General features: G+C 74.0%; 14 protein-coding genes and 1 tRNA gene. 4 read left to right on the top strand and 11 right to left on the bottom strand.

Annotated elements, in window-relative coordinates:
• Window positions 1-10 precede the first annotated feature (10 nt).
• From mug to ACIRS1_RS11795, 6 genes are all read right to left on the bottom strand, one after another.
• Window positions 11-553, bottom strand: a complete 543-nt coding sequence (mug, locus tag ACIRS1_RS11770) for a G/U mismatch-specific DNA glycosylase (RefSeq protein WP_402838680.1) — start codon at window positions 551-553, stop codon at window positions 11-13.
• Window positions 550-1,722, bottom strand: a complete 1,173-nt coding sequence (locus ACIRS1_RS11775) for a phosphatase PAP2 family protein (protein WP_402838682.1) — start codon at window positions 1,720-1,722, stop codon at window positions 550-552. Before ACIRS1_RS11775 ends, mug begins: the two co-directional genes overlap by 4 nt.
• A 220-nt stretch (window positions 1,723-1,942) precedes the next feature.
• On the bottom strand, window positions 1,943-3,115 hold the full coding sequence (locus ACIRS1_RS11780; protein ID WP_402838684.1) for a M24 family metallopeptidase: 1,173 nt from the start codon (window positions 3,113-3,115) through the stop codon (window positions 1,943-1,945).
• Entirely contained in the window at window positions 3,115-4,467 is a 1,353-nt protein-coding gene (locus ACIRS1_RS11785; protein WP_402838686.1) for a dipeptidase, read from the bottom strand. The genes ACIRS1_RS11780 and ACIRS1_RS11785 overlap by 1 nt, the downstream gene beginning before the upstream one ends.
• Complete coding sequence (locus ACIRS1_RS11790) at window positions 4,467-4,832, bottom strand: hypothetical protein (protein WP_402838688.1); 366 nt, start codon at window positions 4,830-4,832, stop codon at window positions 4,467-4,469. The genes ACIRS1_RS11785 and ACIRS1_RS11790 overlap by 1 nt, the downstream gene beginning before the upstream one ends.
• A 230-nt stretch (window positions 4,833-5,062) precedes the next feature.
• Window positions 5,063-6,544 carry an MFS transporter gene (locus tag ACIRS1_RS11795; RefSeq protein WP_402838690.1) on the bottom strand — a complete coding sequence of 494 codons (1,482 nt, stop codon included), beginning with the start codon at window positions 6,542-6,544 and terminating at the stop codon, window positions 5,063-5,065.
• A gap of 124 nt (window positions 6,545-6,668) precedes the next feature.
• Between ACIRS1_RS11795 and ACIRS1_RS11800 the strand changes: the two genes are divergently transcribed.
• The 3 genes from ACIRS1_RS11800 to ACIRS1_RS11810 all read left to right on the top strand — a co-directional run bounded on the left by ACIRS1_RS11800 (window position 6,669) and on the right by ACIRS1_RS11810 (window position 8,548).
• Window positions 6,669-7,322, top strand: a complete 654-nt coding sequence (locus ACIRS1_RS11800) for a helix-turn-helix domain-containing protein (protein WP_360219780.1) — start codon at window positions 6,669-6,671, stop codon at window positions 7,320-7,322.
• A gap of 42 nt (window positions 7,323-7,364) precedes the next feature.
• Window positions 7,365-7,856 carry a hypothetical protein gene (locus ACIRS1_RS11805; RefSeq protein WP_402838692.1) on the top strand — a complete coding sequence of 164 codons (492 nt, stop codon included), beginning with the start codon at window positions 7,365-7,367 and terminating at the stop codon, window positions 7,854-7,856.
• A gap of 104 nt (window positions 7,857-7,960) precedes the next feature.
• Entirely contained in the window at window positions 7,961-8,548 is a 588-nt protein-coding gene (locus ACIRS1_RS11810; protein WP_402838694.1) for a hypothetical protein, read from the top strand.
• A 99-nt stretch (window positions 8,549-8,647) separates the two neighbouring features.
• Here the strand turns inward: ACIRS1_RS11810 and ACIRS1_RS11815 are convergent, their stop codons facing one another.
• A complete protein-coding gene (locus tag ACIRS1_RS11815; protein WP_360219788.1) occupies window positions 8,648-9,136 on the bottom strand; it encodes a YajQ family cyclic di-GMP-binding protein in 489 nt (162 codons plus the stop codon).
• A 217-nt stretch (window positions 9,137-9,353) separates the two neighbouring features.
• Between ACIRS1_RS11815 and ACIRS1_RS11820 the strand changes: the two genes are divergently transcribed.
• Window positions 9,354-9,434, top strand: a tRNA-Tyr gene (locus ACIRS1_RS11820).
• Between the two features lie 151 nt (window positions 9,435-9,585).
• On the opposite strand, the gene ACIRS1_RS11825 is transcribed toward ACIRS1_RS11820, so the two are convergent.
• From ACIRS1_RS11825 to ACIRS1_RS11840, 4 genes are all read right to left on the bottom strand, one after another.
• A complete protein-coding gene (locus ACIRS1_RS11825; RefSeq protein ID WP_402838696.1) occupies window positions 9,586-10,980 on the bottom strand; it encodes a tyrosine-type recombinase/integrase in 1,395 nt (464 codons plus the stop codon).
• On the bottom strand, window positions 10,980-11,165 hold the full coding sequence (locus ACIRS1_RS11830; protein ID WP_380412776.1) for a helix-turn-helix transcriptional regulator: 186 nt from the start codon (window positions 11,163-11,165) through the stop codon (window positions 10,980-10,982). Before ACIRS1_RS11830 ends, ACIRS1_RS11825 begins: the two co-directional genes overlap by 1 nt.
• A gap of 241 nt (window positions 11,166-11,406) precedes the next feature.
• Window positions 11,407-13,383: a DUF3987 domain-containing protein gene (locus ACIRS1_RS11835; protein ID WP_402838699.1), complete on the bottom strand. Its 1,977-nt coding sequence runs from the start codon at window positions 13,381-13,383 to the stop codon at window positions 11,407-11,409.
• Window positions 13,380-13,667: a hypothetical protein gene (locus tag ACIRS1_RS11840; protein ID WP_402838701.1), complete on the bottom strand. Its 288-nt coding sequence runs from the start codon at window positions 13,665-13,667 to the stop codon at window positions 13,380-13,382. Before ACIRS1_RS11840 ends, ACIRS1_RS11835 begins: the two co-directional genes overlap by 4 nt.
• Window positions 13,668-13,703 lie beyond the last annotated feature (36 nt).

Below are 13,703 nucleotides of genomic sequence, written 5' to 3' on the forward strand. Positions count from 1 at the left end.
GGTCTACGACTCAGTCGTCCAGCGACTCCCGGAGCGTGCGGAACTCGGCCGCCAGTGCGTCCAGCGTGTAGTGCGCGTTGAGCCCGCTCGGGTTGGGCAGCACCCACACCTCCGTGTCGCCGATGCCGTCGGGCTGGCGGCCGATCACGGCCTTCCGCCGGCCGAAGGCCGTCCGGTAGGCGCCGATGCCCAGCACGGCCAGGACGCGCGGGCGCAGCCGGAGCACCCGCTCGGTGAGCGCGGCGCCGCCCTCGCGCAGCTCCTCCGCGGTCAGTTCGTCGGCCTTGGCGGTGGCGCGCGGGGCGACGTTGGTGATGCCCAGGCCGAGGGCGGGCAGCCCGCCCTGCTCGTCCGGGCGGAGCTGGCGCTCGGTGAACCCGGAGCGGTGCAGGGCGGGCCAGAAGCGGTTGCCGGGGCGGGCGAAGTGGTGGCCGGTGGCACCGGACCACAGGCCCGGGTTGATGCCGCAGAACAGCACGCGCAGCCCGGGCCCGGTGACGTCCGGGATGGTGGTGTCCTGGGCGGCCAGCAGCTGTTCGGCGGTCGGTTTCACTGGGGGTCGGGTCGGGTTCGGCACGCGGCCAAGTCTGCCCTGTCGGCGGGGACTCCGGCCGGGGCTTCGGCCGGGGCTCCTGCGGAACCGGCCGCCGCACCGGGCCGGGAACTGCCCGCCGCCGCACCGCCCGCCGCACCGGCCGCCGCACCGCCCGCCGCACCGGCCGCCGCGCGCACCGCCGCCGGAGCGGCCGCGCGGGCGGCCCGCCGTCGCCGCAGCCACCGCGCCCCGAACACCACCACGGCCGCGTACGCCCAGCCCGCGAAGATGTCCACGATGAAGTGCTCGGCGCCGTACACCAGGGTGAACGCCATCGCGAGCGGGTACGCGACCAGCAGCGCCCGCAGCCAGGGGCGGGCCGTCGGCCAGAAGAAGAACAGCAGCATCGCGGGGTACGCGGAGTGCAGCGAGGGCATCGCGGCGACGTCGTTGGCGAACTGGCTGCCGTTCTCGACCAGCGAGTCGGCCTGCGGCAGCCCGCTCGCCGAGATCACGTCCCACACCACCCGGTTGAGTCCGGGCAGGTGGCCCTGCTGGGCGACCAGCCACGGCGGGTCGGCCGGGTAGAGCAGGTAGGTCGCGAAGCCGGCGAAGGTCAGCGCCAGGTAGCAGACCAGCAGTTGCCGGAAGCGGTCGTGGCGGCGGCGCCAGAGCACCGCGAGCAGCGTGAAGACCAGGAAGAAGTGCGAGAGGTAGACGGCGGCGGCCAGGTAGTCGTACCAGGCCGGCGAGCCGGGCGTGTACAGCGCGTGCTGGAGCCGGACCGTCCAGGTCTCGCCGAAGCCGAGCACCTCGTCGGCGCGCAGCTGGGGCAGCCAGTGCGGGGCCCACGGGGTGTGCGCGCCGTAGCCGCGCAGCAGCGAGTACGTCCAGACCGCGGCCATCACCGGCAGCCAGTCGCGCAGCACCAGCAGGAAGCCCCGGGTGCCGTGCCCGCTGTGCACGGCGGCGGTCAGCAGTGCGCCGATCAGCCAGAGGAACACCACGTCGTTGGCGGAGGGCAGGCCCTGGGTGCGCAGGAACCAGACGAAGCCGGTCAGGTACAGCGGCCAGGCCAGGAGTCTGAGCCCGGCCAGCCCGGTCCGGCGGGGGCGGGGCGCGGTCACGGGGCGCAGTCGCCCGGCTCGCGCGGGCGGTGGCGGGGCCGGCCGGAGCAGCTTGGTCATGCGCACGAAAACTAGCAAGGCAAGCTTGAAGGACTCTGGGTGGACGATGACGGCTTCTTAAGAATTGCCCCGGCCGGCGCAAGGGCCCGCCGCCCCGGCCGGGCCGCGGGGACGCCGTCCGCGGTGGCCGGCGCCGGCCCCGGCCGTTCCGTCCGCCGTTCCATCGGCCGTTCCGTCGGTTGTCCGGTCCGCGGCCCCGCCGGCCGGTCCATCCGCGGGCTCAGGAGACGGTGCCCAACTCGTGCGGGGTGTTGTTGAGCCGCCGCCCGCCGGTCGGGGTGACGGCGACGATGTCCTCGATCCGCACTCCGAAGCGGCCCGGCAGGTAGACCCCGGGCTCGATCGAGAAGCACATGCCGGGCACCAGCGGCCGCTCCTCGCCCTCGACCAGGTAGGGCGGCTCGTGCGTGGTGATGCCGATGCCGTGCCCGGTGCGGTGGATGAAGTACTCGCCGTAGCCGGCCTCGGTGATCACCCGCCGGGCCGTCCGGTCGATCTCCTGGCAGCTGACGCCGGGCCGGACGGCCTCGAAGGCGGTCTGCTGGGCGAGCCGGACCACGTCGTGCACCTTCCGCACCTCCGCCGGGACGTCGGTGCCGACGTGCACGGTGCGGGTGGTGTCGGAGCCGTAGCCGTCCTTGAGGCCGCCGAAGTCCAGCACCACGGTGTCGCCGGGACGGATCACCCGGTCGCCGGCCTCGTGGTGCGGGTTGGCGCCGTTCGGGCCGGAGCCGACCACGGTGAAGTCGACCTGGCTGTGCCCGTACCGGATGAGCAGTGCGCCGAGGTCGGCGGCGACGTCCGTCTCCCGGCGGCCGGCGAAGGCGACCTCCAGGATGCCGCGGTAGGCGGCGTCCGCCGCGCCGCCGGCCGCGGCCAGCCGCTCCAGCTCGTCGGCGTCCTTGACGGCGCGCAGCATCGGCAGGGTCTCGGTGAGCGACGTGAAGCCGGTGCCGGGCAGCGCCGACTGGAGCCCCAGCAGGTGCATCGCCCAGGCGTTGTCGGAGATGCCGTACCGGCCGGCCGGGTCCAGCAACGGGCCGGCGGTGGCGTACGGGTCCGCGCCGTCCGACCAGTCGAGCAGCCGGACGGCCGGGGCGCCGGGCGCCTTCTCGGCGTCCGGGCGCTCCAACCGGGGCACCACGAGGGCGGGTTCGCGGCCGGGGGTGAGCACCAGGGCGGTCAGCCGCTCGGTGATCGCGGTGGGCTGGTAGCCGCACAGGTAGACCAGGTCGGGGCCGGGGGCGACGACCAGCCCGGCCAGTCCGGCGGCGGTCGCCTCGGCGGTGGCCCGGGCCATCCGGGCGGAGTAGTCCTCGGTGGTGAAGGGTCGGGGCACGGTCGGGTCCTCCTCGGAACGGTCCGGGTGCTGCGCGGACTCACTGAACTCCATCACGTGCGGGCCGAGTTGGCGAAGTGCCGGAGGAACAACGCCTCGACGTGGGCCATGTGCTCGATCTCCCCGGGGTCGACGCTCTCGTTGGGCGCGTGGATCAGGCAGCGCGGCTCCTCGACGCCCATCAGCACGATCTCCGCGTCGGGGAAGGTCGTGGCGAACACGTTGCAGAGCGGGATCGAGCCGCCCTGGCCGAGGAAGGAGATCGGCCGGCCGTAGACCTCCCGCATCGCCGCGTCGAGTGCGGAGTACGCGGGCCCACCGGTCTCCGCGCGGAACGGCGCACCGGCGCTCTCCCGCTCGACGTCCACCAGCACGCCCCAGGGCGCGGCGGACTCCAGGTGGGCGATCAGCGCGTCCTGGGCGGCCCGCGCCCCGGTGCCGGGCGGCACCCGCAGGCTCACCCGGGCCCGGGCGGTGGCCGGGACGGCGGCGGCGGAACCGACCACGGGAGGGCAGTCGATGCCGAGGACGGTCACCGCGGGGCGGGCCCAGAGCCGGTCGGCGACGGTGCCCGAGCCGGTCAGCCGCACGCCGTCCAGCACGCCGGCGTCGGTGCGGAACTGCGTCTCGTCGTAGCCGACGCCGCTCCAGCTCCCCGCGCAGTCCAGGCCCTCGACCCGGGTGCCGCCGTCGACGTCGCGCAGCGAGTCGAGCATCCGGATCAGCGCGGCGAGCGCGTCCGGGGCCGGGCCGCCGAACATGCCGGAGTGCATGTCGCCGCGGAGCGCCCGAACGGTCACCACCACGGTGACCACCCCGCGCAGTGAGGTGGTGGCGGTCGGCACGCCGACCGCGGCGTTGCCGGTGTCGCAGACCAGCAGCGCGTCGGCGTGCAGCTCCCCGGCGTGCGGCGGCACGTACGCCTCCAGGCCTCCGGTGCCCTGCTCCTCGGAGCCCTCGACGACCAGCTTGAGGCCGACCGGAACGCCCTCGCCGAGCGCCCGCAGCGCGGTGAGGTGCATGACGATGTTGCCCTTGCAGTCGGCGGCTCCGCGCCCGTACCAGCGGCCGTCGCGCTCGGTGAGCCGGAACGGCGGGGACTCCCAGGCGGCGTCGTCGAGCGGTGGCTGCACGTCGTAGTGGCAGTAGAGCAGGACGGTCGGGGCGCCGGGCGGGGGCGGGCGGTGGCCGATCACGGCGTGGCTGCCGTCCGGGGTCTCCTCCAGGTGGACGTCCCGGAGCCCGGCTTCGGTGAAGGCACCGGCGACCCACTCGGCTGCCTCCCGGCACTTCTCCGGCGGGTACTGGCGGGGGTCGGCGACGGACGGGATGGCCACCAGTTCGGCCAGGTCGGCCTTGGCGCGGGGCATCAGCTCCGCGATCCGGAGGGCGAGTTCGTCGGTCATCAGCGCTCCCTGAGCGGTCGGTGCGGGCGATGCGGGTGAGGTGCGGGCGGCGCGGGTGGCGTGGGTGGCGGGGCGTCGGGGCGTGAGGGCGTGAGGGCGTAGGGGCGTGGGCCGCCGAAGAGGTCCCGGCGGCGGACGGCGTCGCGCAGGTCGAGGTCGTCGATCCGGCCCTCGACGTCGGCGAGCTCGTCCGGGCAGTCCACCGGGAGCACGATCGCCTCGGCCTGCACGGGGCAGAGGAAGACGCAGGCCAGGCCGCAGACCGCCGTGGTCGGCGCGGGGCGCGGGCCGCCGACCGAACCGGTCGTCATCAGGGCGCGCGGCAGCCAGGACGCCCGGGGCGCGGCGGCCGTCCGGGCGCCCACCGCGTCGGTCCGCTCCCGGGTGGCCCGGCCCGCTGCGGGCGCCTCGGGCCCTCCCGCCGGGGTGAGGGCGCGTCCGTGGAACTCATGGTCCTCCTCCGGTACGGCCCCGGTCGGCGGTGCGGGCGGCGGGCGCGCCCGGGGGCAGTGCCCCCGGGCGGGCCGTACCCGGCCAGTTCACCCGGTTGCCCGGGGTGCCGCATGCGGCGTGCACCCGCCCGGGTGAGCGCCCGTCAGCCGGCGGAGGGGGCCGTCCGGGCCTCCGGCCACGCGGCGCGGCGCAGCGTCCGGCCCGCCGTCGCGGGCACCAGGGCCGCGGCGAGCAGGGCGGCGATCGCGGTCAGCGCGGCGGCGGGGGAGAGGTGGTCCAGCAGCAGGCCGCTGGCCAGCGTGCCGGCCGGCATGCCCGCGGTGATCAGCGTGATGGTCGCGGCGATGACCCGGCCGCGCAGCTCGTCCGGCACCTGCTGGAACACCAGCAGGTCGATCATCACCCGCAGTGCGGGGACGCCGGCCCCGACCACGAACAAGGCCGCGAAGACGGTCGGCGCACCGCCCGGCAGCAGCGGCGACAGCGTCACCGGCACGGCGGTCCAGGCGGTCGCCAACAGCAGCACGCCGGGCCCGGCCAGCCGGTGCAGCCGGGAGACCAGCACCGTGCCGGCCAGCGCCCCGAGGGCCTCGCCCGCCAGTGTCAGCCCGATCCCGCCGCTGCTGGTGCCGTGCTCGCGCAGGAGCACCATCACCGGCAGCACCAGGGCCGTTCCGGCGAGGTTGATGACCAGCAGGACGGCCAGGGCGGGGCGCAGCAGCGGGGCGGCGGCGAGGACGCGGAAGCCGGCCAGGGCGCCGCCGGGCTGCGGGGGCGCGGCGGGTGCGTGGCCGTCCTGAGTGTCGGGGGCGTGCTGCGGGCCGTGGGCGTCGGCGGCGGCCGGCTGCGGCCGGCCCGGGAAGCGCACCAGGACGGCGGCGGCCACCGCCAGCAGCGAGGCGAGCGTGGTGGCGAGGAACGGCACCGCACGGCCGAGCCCGAGCAGCAGGCCGGCCAGCGGCGGACCGGCCAGCGAGGCCCCGCTCATCCGGGCCTCGTCCTGTGCGAGGGCCTGCCGCAGCTGCTCCGGAGCCACCACCGACCGAAGGGCCAGCATCCGGATCGGGCCGCTGTACGAGACGGTGGCACCGACGACGGCGGCGACCAGCAGCAGGTGGACCAGGGTCAGCCGGTGCAGCGCCAGGGCCGCCGGGACGCTCGCGGAGGCGAGGAGGCGGGCGCCGTCGGCGGCGATCAGCACCCGGCGGCGGTCGAAGCGGTCGGCGACGGCGCCGCCGTGGACGCCCAGCACCAGCGTCGCCGTCATCTGGACGGCGCCGAAGGCCCCGGCGGCGGTGGAGGATCCGGTGACCGCGAGGACCAGCAGCGGGAAGGCGGTGTCGCCGATCCGCATGCCGAGGGTGGCGCAGGCCTGACCGGCCCAGAGGGCCTGGAAGCGCAGGTTGCGCCGGAGCGGGACGGGCGGGACGGGCGGGACGGCGGGGGTCCCGGCCGGAGTCGTCGCCTTCGCCGTGCCCGCCCTGTCGGTCCCCGCTCTGTCGGTCCCCGCCCCGTCGGTCGCTCTCGCGGTGCCGGTCGTCCCCGCCGTGCCCGCCATGTCCACCCCGTCCGCCATGCCCGCCCCGCCGTTCGTGTCCTCGTCCGTGTCTTCCGTGGCGCGCATGTTCGCGCCTTCGACATCGTTCACAATGTCGTGAATGATGTCGGAGTCATGAGTGATTGCGCAAGGGTGAGTGCTCACTGGACCGTGATTGCACGCCGCGCCGACGATCTGCGAAGGTGAGCCCGTGGCCGAGCACGAACCGGAACCCGCCGAGACCGACGACCAGCCCGTCACCTGGATCAAGGAACGCCAGGTGGCGGATCCGGCCGTCCTCAAGGCGATGGCCGACCCGCTGCGCCTCGCCATCCTCGGCGCCCTCAGCTCGGCCCGGGGCCGTCCGCTGACCGCCAAGGAGATCGCCGCCGAACTCGGCGAACCGCAGACCAAGCTCTACCGGCACATCAAGCAGCTGGAGAAGGCCGGACTGGTCCTGGTCGCCGGCACCCGGCTGGTCTCCGGCATCGTCGAGAGCCGCTACGCGGCCGCCCAGGAGTCGATCCGGCTCGCCCCCGAGATGTTCACCGCCGACTCCCCGGCCCGCTCGGAGGCGTACGACGCCATCCTGGCCGCCATCGACCGGCTCCGCGGCGACTTCCAGGCCCAAGTCCTTGGCGACCGGCTGGACTTCAGCTCCCCCCGGGACGGCTCGGTCGGCCCGCCCGGCCTGTTCTCGCACTCGGTGCTGCGGCTCAGCCCGGACCGGCTGCTGCGGCTGCGGGCCCGGTTCGCCGAGATCATCGAGGAGTTGAACGCCGAGGGCCCCAGCACCACCGAGGACGCCATGGACGTGACGATCTTCACGCTGCTCTACGGGCTCCGGCCGGGCACGGAATCATAAACTCCGGGCCGACTGTCGGTGGGGTGGGACACGATGGCCGGCATGTCCTATGAACTCCAGGCGCTGATAGGAACATTGGAACTGCTGACGGTGGCGGCGGCGGAGGTCCCGGCAGCCCGGGTGGTTCCGCTGGCCCAGGGCCTGGCCCTGATCCCGGTCACCCCCGAGGTGCGCGCCGCGCTCCAGGTCGACGACGGCACGCCGAAGCCCGTCCACGGGCCCGGCCCGGGCCGGCACCCGGACGGCTTCCAGCTCCGGCTCGCCGCCTGGTCCAAGGCCGGACCGGTGGCCTGCGTCGAGGCCGACTACTTCGGCGGTACCGGCAGCCAGCGGGCCGTCGTCTGGGAGGACGGCCGGATCGCCCTCGGCCCGCTCGGCACCGGCGAGTTCGCGCCCTCCCCGGCCGAGGGCACTCCGATCTCCCGGGCGCTGCGCCGGATCGGCGCCCGCACCGAGGCCGGCCGGGCGGACGAGTTCGAGTCCGTCGGCCTGGCCGCCCACCGCAGCACCGAGGGCTGGGCGGACGCCGGCTGAGCCGCGCACCGTTCGGCGTACGTGCGGTGGCTGCACCCGGAGTACTGCCCCACGGTGTGAGTCAGGCGAACTCGCCTGACTCGCACTGAGAGGAAGCAGTACCCATGCGTGCCACCTGGATGACCGCCGCGCTGACGACGGCCCTCGTGCTGACCCCGGTCGCCACGGCATCCGCCACCCCCGCCGCCAACGGCGCGGCGGCCCCCCGAACCTCCACCGTCTCCACCGTCGCCGCGGTCGACCTCCCGGCGGCCGACGTGCCGCTGCCGGTCACCGTGCCGGGGGCACCCGCACTGCCGGCCCTCCCCGCGGCGCCCGCCCTGCCCTCCACGCCCTCCCTCCCCTCCACGCCCTCCCTGCCGTCGACCCCGGACCCGTCCGCGGCCCTCGGCGCGGTCGGTGGCGTCGTCCAACTGCTCACCGGCCTGGTGTCGTCCCTGACCTCCGCCGTCCCCGACGTCGGCTCCACGCTGCAGGGGATCCTGGCGAGCCTGCAGAGCACCCTGCAGGGGTTGCTCGGTCAGCTCCCGGCGCCCTCGCTGCCGTCGCTGCCCCCCGTGCCGGTCCCGTCGAAGTCCGCGGGCACCGGTCCGTCGGCGTCCCTGGACGACCGGCTCGCCGACCTCAGGGCGCAGACCCAGGCCCTGGCCGACGCGGCCGCGGCGGCGCGCCCGCACCCGGCCGTCCGCTGACCCCGGGCCCGGTCCGCCGGAGCCCGCGCACACGAAGGCCCCGGTCCCGCAGCAGGCCTGCTGCGGGACCGGGGCCGCGCCGTGCGACCGGCGGCCGGGTCAGCGGTAGTTCACGAACTGGATCGCGAAGTCCAGGTCCTTGCCCTTGAGCAGGGCCTGCACGGTCTGCAGGTCGTCGCGGCTCTTCGAGCTGACCCGCAGCTCGTCACCCTGGACCTGCGCCTTGACGCCCTTCGGGCCCTCGTCGCGGATGATCTTCGCGACCTTCTTGGCATCCTCCGTGGAGATGCCCTCCTTCACGTCCGCGAAGATCTTGTACTCCTTGCCGGACAGCTGCGGCTCACCGGGCTCCAGGGCCTTCAGCGAGAGCCCGCGCTTGATGAACTTGCCCTGCAGGACGTCGAGGATGGCCTTCACGCGCTCCTCGCCGCTCGCCTTCATCTCGATCTTCTCGCCGGAGCGGCTGATCTCGCCGCCCACGCCCTTGAAGTCGAAACGGGTGGCGATCTCGCGGGAGGTCTGGTTGATCGCGTTGTCGACCTCCTGCCACTCGACCTTCGAGACGATGTCGAAACTGGAGTCGGCCATGGGTGTTGGTCTCCTTGATGCTCTGGCTTCACTGGCACGGCCCGCCCCACCGGGCGCCCGCCGTCCCAGCCTATCCAGCGCCACCCCGCCGCCGCCCCCGACAGCCACGCCGTACGCCTTGATCATCGCGTGACCTACCGAGTGGCGGAGCACCCCCCGGCATCGGGTATCGTTTACGAAGTCGAACGGGGCAAGCGCCCCGGGAAACAAAAATCCTGGCTGGTTGCCCGAGCGGCCAAAGGGAGCAGACTGTAAATCTGTCGCGCAAGCTACGCAGGTTCGAACCCTGCACCAGCCACAGGATAGAAAACAGCCCCTGATCTGCGGAAACGCAGATCAGGGGCTGTTTTGTCGTGCTCGAACACCGGTCACGCCGGGTGGGCGTTTTGCGTGGTTTGTCTCACCTGGTTCCGCCTGGATCCCGGCGCTGACCAGCGCGTACGGACCAGCTACGGACCAGGATCCGGTGCCGGCGGCAACGTCCGGCGGTTCCGGTTGAGCCGCTTCGAGATCAGCTCGTTCGCGTACTCGACGGTGCCGTGCAGGCACTTCGCGTAGACCCGGAGCATGACGGCCACGCTGTGTCCCGCCCGCCGGGCGACCTCCGTCGGGTCGACCCCGGAGTTCAGCCCGAGCGAGATCCCCGCGTGCCGCAGGTCGTACGGCCGCTTGCCGAGCCTCGTGGCGCACTCGGCCGGCGACAGCACCTCGGCGCGGGCCCGCTGCCAGACGACCCCGTACCCGCTCTCCTGCACCATCCCGCCCCGGGACGTCCGGAACAGCCGGCCATCGGGTGCAGCGCCGAAGGCGGCGACGTGGTCCCGCAGGATCTCCACCAGCTCGGGCGGGATCGGGACGCGGCGGGTCGCCTTCTCGGCCCGGTGCTTCAGACCGCGCTTGTCGTGCGACGTCCCGTCGTCCGTCCAGGACGAGCCGACCCGCGGCCGTGTCTCGTCCAGGACCACGTAGCCCCAGCCCTCGGCGGGCAGGTGGCAGCGGGCGAGCGTGAGGAACACGGCCTCGGCCGGCCGCAGCCAGCCGAAGTAGAGGCAGGCGAAGAAGGCCCGGAGGTGGGCGCCGCGCTTCCCCTGGCGTCCCACCGCCTCGATGAGCGCGGCGGCCTGGTCCTCGTTCACCACCAGGCCCGGGTCGACCTCCTCCTCGGACTCCGGCGGCTGCCACTGCACGGTCGGCAGGGGGTTGGCGGCCAGGTAACCCTCCTCCACGGCGTAGCCGAAGAGGTGACCCAGGATGCGGCGCTTCCGCAGGATGACCGAGGGGGCGGCCTTCTTGCCGTCCAGCTTCACTGCGAGGGCGTTCAGCAGGCGGCGCACCATCGGCGGCTCCTCGAAGGCGGAGACCGGCACCGACTGCTTCTGCACCCACGCCAGGGCCTTGGCCCAGTCCGCCGGCGGCTCCTCGCCCCACGCGTTCACGTTGAAGGCCCAGCTGTAGAGCGCCCGGCGGACGACCCGCTTGTCCGGCATGCCGGCCTTCGACTTCACCAGCTCGAACGTGACCGTGGCGAGGGCGTCGGCCCAGGTTGTGCGGGTCTTGGCCGGAGCCCCCTCCCAGCGGGCCTCGACGTACCGCCGGCCGAGCTCGTACCAGGTGATCTGCTTCTCCTTGCGGAGCTCGGAGAGCGGCAGACCACGGCCGACGTCGAAGGGCTGTCCCTCGCGGAGGGCCGAGATCAGCTCGGACTTCCGGCCGTCGGCCGCGGTCTTGGTCAGGAAGGACTCGGAGAACTCCCGCCCGGCGACGGTCCAGCGGACCATCCAGGGCGCCCGCCGGTCCGGGCGGTGTCGGTGGTCCCAGAACTTGACCTTGTACGAGGTCGCCATCAGGCGGCCACCTCGCAGGCTTCGAGCCACGCGTTCAGGTCGGCCCGGTCGACCCGGACCTGGCCGTTGGGGAGCTTGATGAGGCGCGGGGCCTTGCCTCGGGCGCGCATCCGGTAGAAGGCGGCACGGGACATGCCGAGTTCGGCGAGCACGACGGGGAGCTTGAGCAGTTCGCGCTTGGGCATGGCGGATCTCCTGCTGTGGGTGCGGAGGGTTACGAGCCCTCGCGCGGTCGGCGGCGGAGGGCGGAAGGCGTCAGGGATGTCAGGGGAACCCTCTGACCTGCCGATACGGTCCCTGGCCCGGCGTCAGGGGTTGTCAGGCCTGTCAGGAGATCTCGGCTATCCCTGACAGGCCTGACGTGCCCTGACTGCTCGTCCGGCGGCGTATCGCCAGGTCAGGGCTTTGTCCTGACGTTCCTGACGGTTACGTGATCGAGTGCGTGTCCGCGGGGGTGCTCAGGAGCGGGTGGACGCGGTAGGTGACGGCCTGGGGCCGGCCGCGCTGGCCGCTCGCCGGGGGCTGGTCGGTGCGGAGCCAGCCGTGCTGTTCGAGGAGGGCGAGGGCGGGTTCGACGTCGACGACCTTCTTGAACCGGCGGGACGACGCGACGGCGTCGTGGGCCTTGATGTGGCTGCGGTGGGTGCCGTCCTTCTTCGGCCGCTGGAGCCACTGGAGGAGGGCGTGGGCGTCCTCGGTGGCGGGGTCGGCGGCGATCAGGTCGAAGACGGCGAGGGTGTGGGCGGTGTAGTACTCGGCGATCTCGGCGGCCCGGTCGACGGTGCCGGCCTGGACGGGTACGCGCCAGTCGCCGCCGACGTGGTCGGCGAGGTGGAGGAGGACCGCGAGGCGGGCGATGTGGCCGACGAGCTTGCCGGCCCAGTCCTTGATGTGGGCGAGCGGCTCGTCCGGGCGGAGCTGGACCTCGAACTTCTCCTGCAGCTTCTCGACGGCGAGGTCGGCGGCCTCGGTCATCCTCACGGTGACCGGCTCTTCCAACGCGGTGAGGGCGCGCAGGAGCGCGGACAGACGGACGTCGTAGGTGGTGGCGACGGCGTCGGGGATGGGGGTCGTGCGGATCTTCCGGTAGCCCAGGTTGGAGGGCGGGAGGGAGTACAGGAAGCGCGCGAGCAGGCCGCGGTCCCGGGCGCCGGGGGCGGCGCCGAGCTCCTGGAGGACGGCGGGCTGCGGGGTGACCCCGATGGTGAGCGCGGGCTTGTCCACGGTGGGCTGCTCGCGGGTGATCCGGTCGGCCTGGAGCCGCTCGCCCTTGTGGGCCTGGAGGAATACCCCGAGGTTGGGCTTGCTGCTGTAGCGGCCGACGATGCTGTCGAACAGGTCGCCCTCGGGCGAGAGCGCGGCCAGGCAGCGGTGCACGCCGAGCTGGTGGGTGACGGTCTCCGGGGTGATGTCCCCGGACAGGGTCAACCGCGGGCTCGGTGGCACGACGATCTCGTCGGCCAGCATCCGGGCACCGGAGATCTCGGCCACCAGGTGCGCGCGGTCGAGGTCAGGGTTCTTGCGGGCCTTGGCCATCAGCGCCTCGACCTCGGCCAGCGCGGTCTCCTTGGCGGTCTCCGCCTCGATGATCCGCCCCTTGGCCTCGGCACGGAGCTCGTCCTCGACGCGGTAGACCGCGCCAGTCATGAAGGCGAAGACGTCGGACTTGCGGCTGGCCGGGGGCATCGCGCAGACCAGGTAGAGGTTCGACTGCTCGCGCCAGCCGGGCCGGATCTCCACGTTCACCCGCCCGCCGGCGGCGGTCGACAGCGCGGCCAGGGACATGGTGGCGGCCATGTCGGCCGGGGTCTGGGTGAACTCCGCCACCGCCTCCACGTACGCGCCCACCCAGCCGGGCAGGGCACGGACGGGGAAGGTGGGCAGGGCGCCGTGGGAGCCGAGCGGGACGGGGTCGAGCCAGGTCTCGCCGGAGGCGAGGTCCGCCAGGGCGGCGAGTGCGGCGGTGCGGACGGCGTCCAGGTCGGCCTGGTCGTCGCCGGCCATGTGGGCCAGGCGGCTGGTGGCGGTGTTGATCCGGCGCCGCTCGGCGGCCCCGCGCACGACCTCGGCGTAGTAGTCACCGTTCGCGGCGGTCGGGGTGGCCGCGATGCAGGTGTGCAGGTAGCCGGGCCCACCGACACGGACCAGGTCGCCCTGGGCCCGCAGAACACCGGCCAGCAGCACCGGGTCCACCGGCCGCTCGCCGTCGGCCATGCGGACGATGGCGCGCCAGATCGTCTCGTGCGCCGGGTGGTAGAACACGCCCGGGTCGCCGAGCTGGGTGGCGAGCGCGGGAATCTGGGCGGGGTCGAGCAGGGCGGCGCCGATCACTGCCTGCTCGGCGGCCTTGACCTCGGCGGGCTCGGGCCGGAACGGGATCACGTTCGGGGCGTACTCGGTCACCGCTCGTCCTCCGTGGGGAGCTGGTGGTGGTCGAGCCAGGCGAACGCGGAGGTGGTCTGGGCGCGGTTGTAGACCTCCGTGGCCGCGGCGGGGACGCTGCCGGGGTAGACCCGGGGGCCGACCAGGCTGGCGTACAGCCGGATGCCGTGGTGCACGCAGGCCTTGGCGGCGTCGCCGTGGCGGTCGACGACGGTCACGGCGTCGCGCGGGCCCTCGCAGGGGCTGGCGTCGCCGAGGTGGGCGGCCTCGCAACGGGGCTGCGGCGAGGCGGTGTTTCCGGGCATGCTGGAGTCCTCTGGTCTCTGAGAGGGGATCGGATT

It is taken from the genome of Kitasatospora sp. NPDC101176, assembly GCF_044768035.1.
GTDB lineage: Bacteria > Actinomycetota > Actinomycetes > Streptomycetales > Streptomycetaceae > Kitasatospora.

Coding starts and splice junctions, on each gene's coding strand:
- ACIRS1_RS11830 (WP_380412776.1), bottom strand. CDS start 11,165: ATGCCCAAGCGCGAACTGCTCAAGCTCCCCGTCGTGCTCGCCGAACTC.
- ACIRS1_RS11795 (WP_402838690.1), bottom strand. CDS start 6,544: ATGCGCGCCACGGAAGACACGGACGAGGACACGAACGGCGGGGCGGGC.
- ACIRS1_RS11780 (WP_402838684.1), bottom strand. CDS start 3,115: ATGGAGTTCAGTGAGTCCGCGCAGCACCCGGACCGTTCCGAGGAGGAC.
- ACIRS1_RS11825 (WP_402838696.1), bottom strand. CDS start 10,980: ATGGCGACCTCGTACAAGGTCAAGTTCTGGGACCACCGACACCGCCCG.
- ACIRS1_RS11840 (WP_402838701.1), bottom strand. CDS start 13,667: ATGCCCGGAAACACCGCCTCGCCGCAGCCCCGTTGCGAGGCCGCCCAC.
- ACIRS1_RS11810 (WP_402838694.1), top strand. CDS start 7,961: ATGCGTGCCACCTGGATGACCGCCGCGCTGACGACGGCCCTCGTGCTG.
- ACIRS1_RS11785 (WP_402838686.1), bottom strand. CDS start 4,467: ATGACCGACGAACTCGCCCTCCGGATCGCGGAGCTGATGCCCCGCGCC.
- ACIRS1_RS11805 (WP_402838692.1), top strand. CDS start 7,365: ATGTCCTATGAACTCCAGGCGCTGATAGGAACATTGGAACTGCTGACG.
- ACIRS1_RS11775 (WP_402838682.1), bottom strand. CDS start 1,722: ATGACCAAGCTGCTCCGGCCGGCCCCGCCACCGCCCGCGCGAGCCGGG.
- ACIRS1_RS11815 (WP_360219788.1), bottom strand. CDS start 9,136: ATGGCCGACTCCAGTTTCGACATCGTCTCGAAGGTCGAGTGGCAGGAG.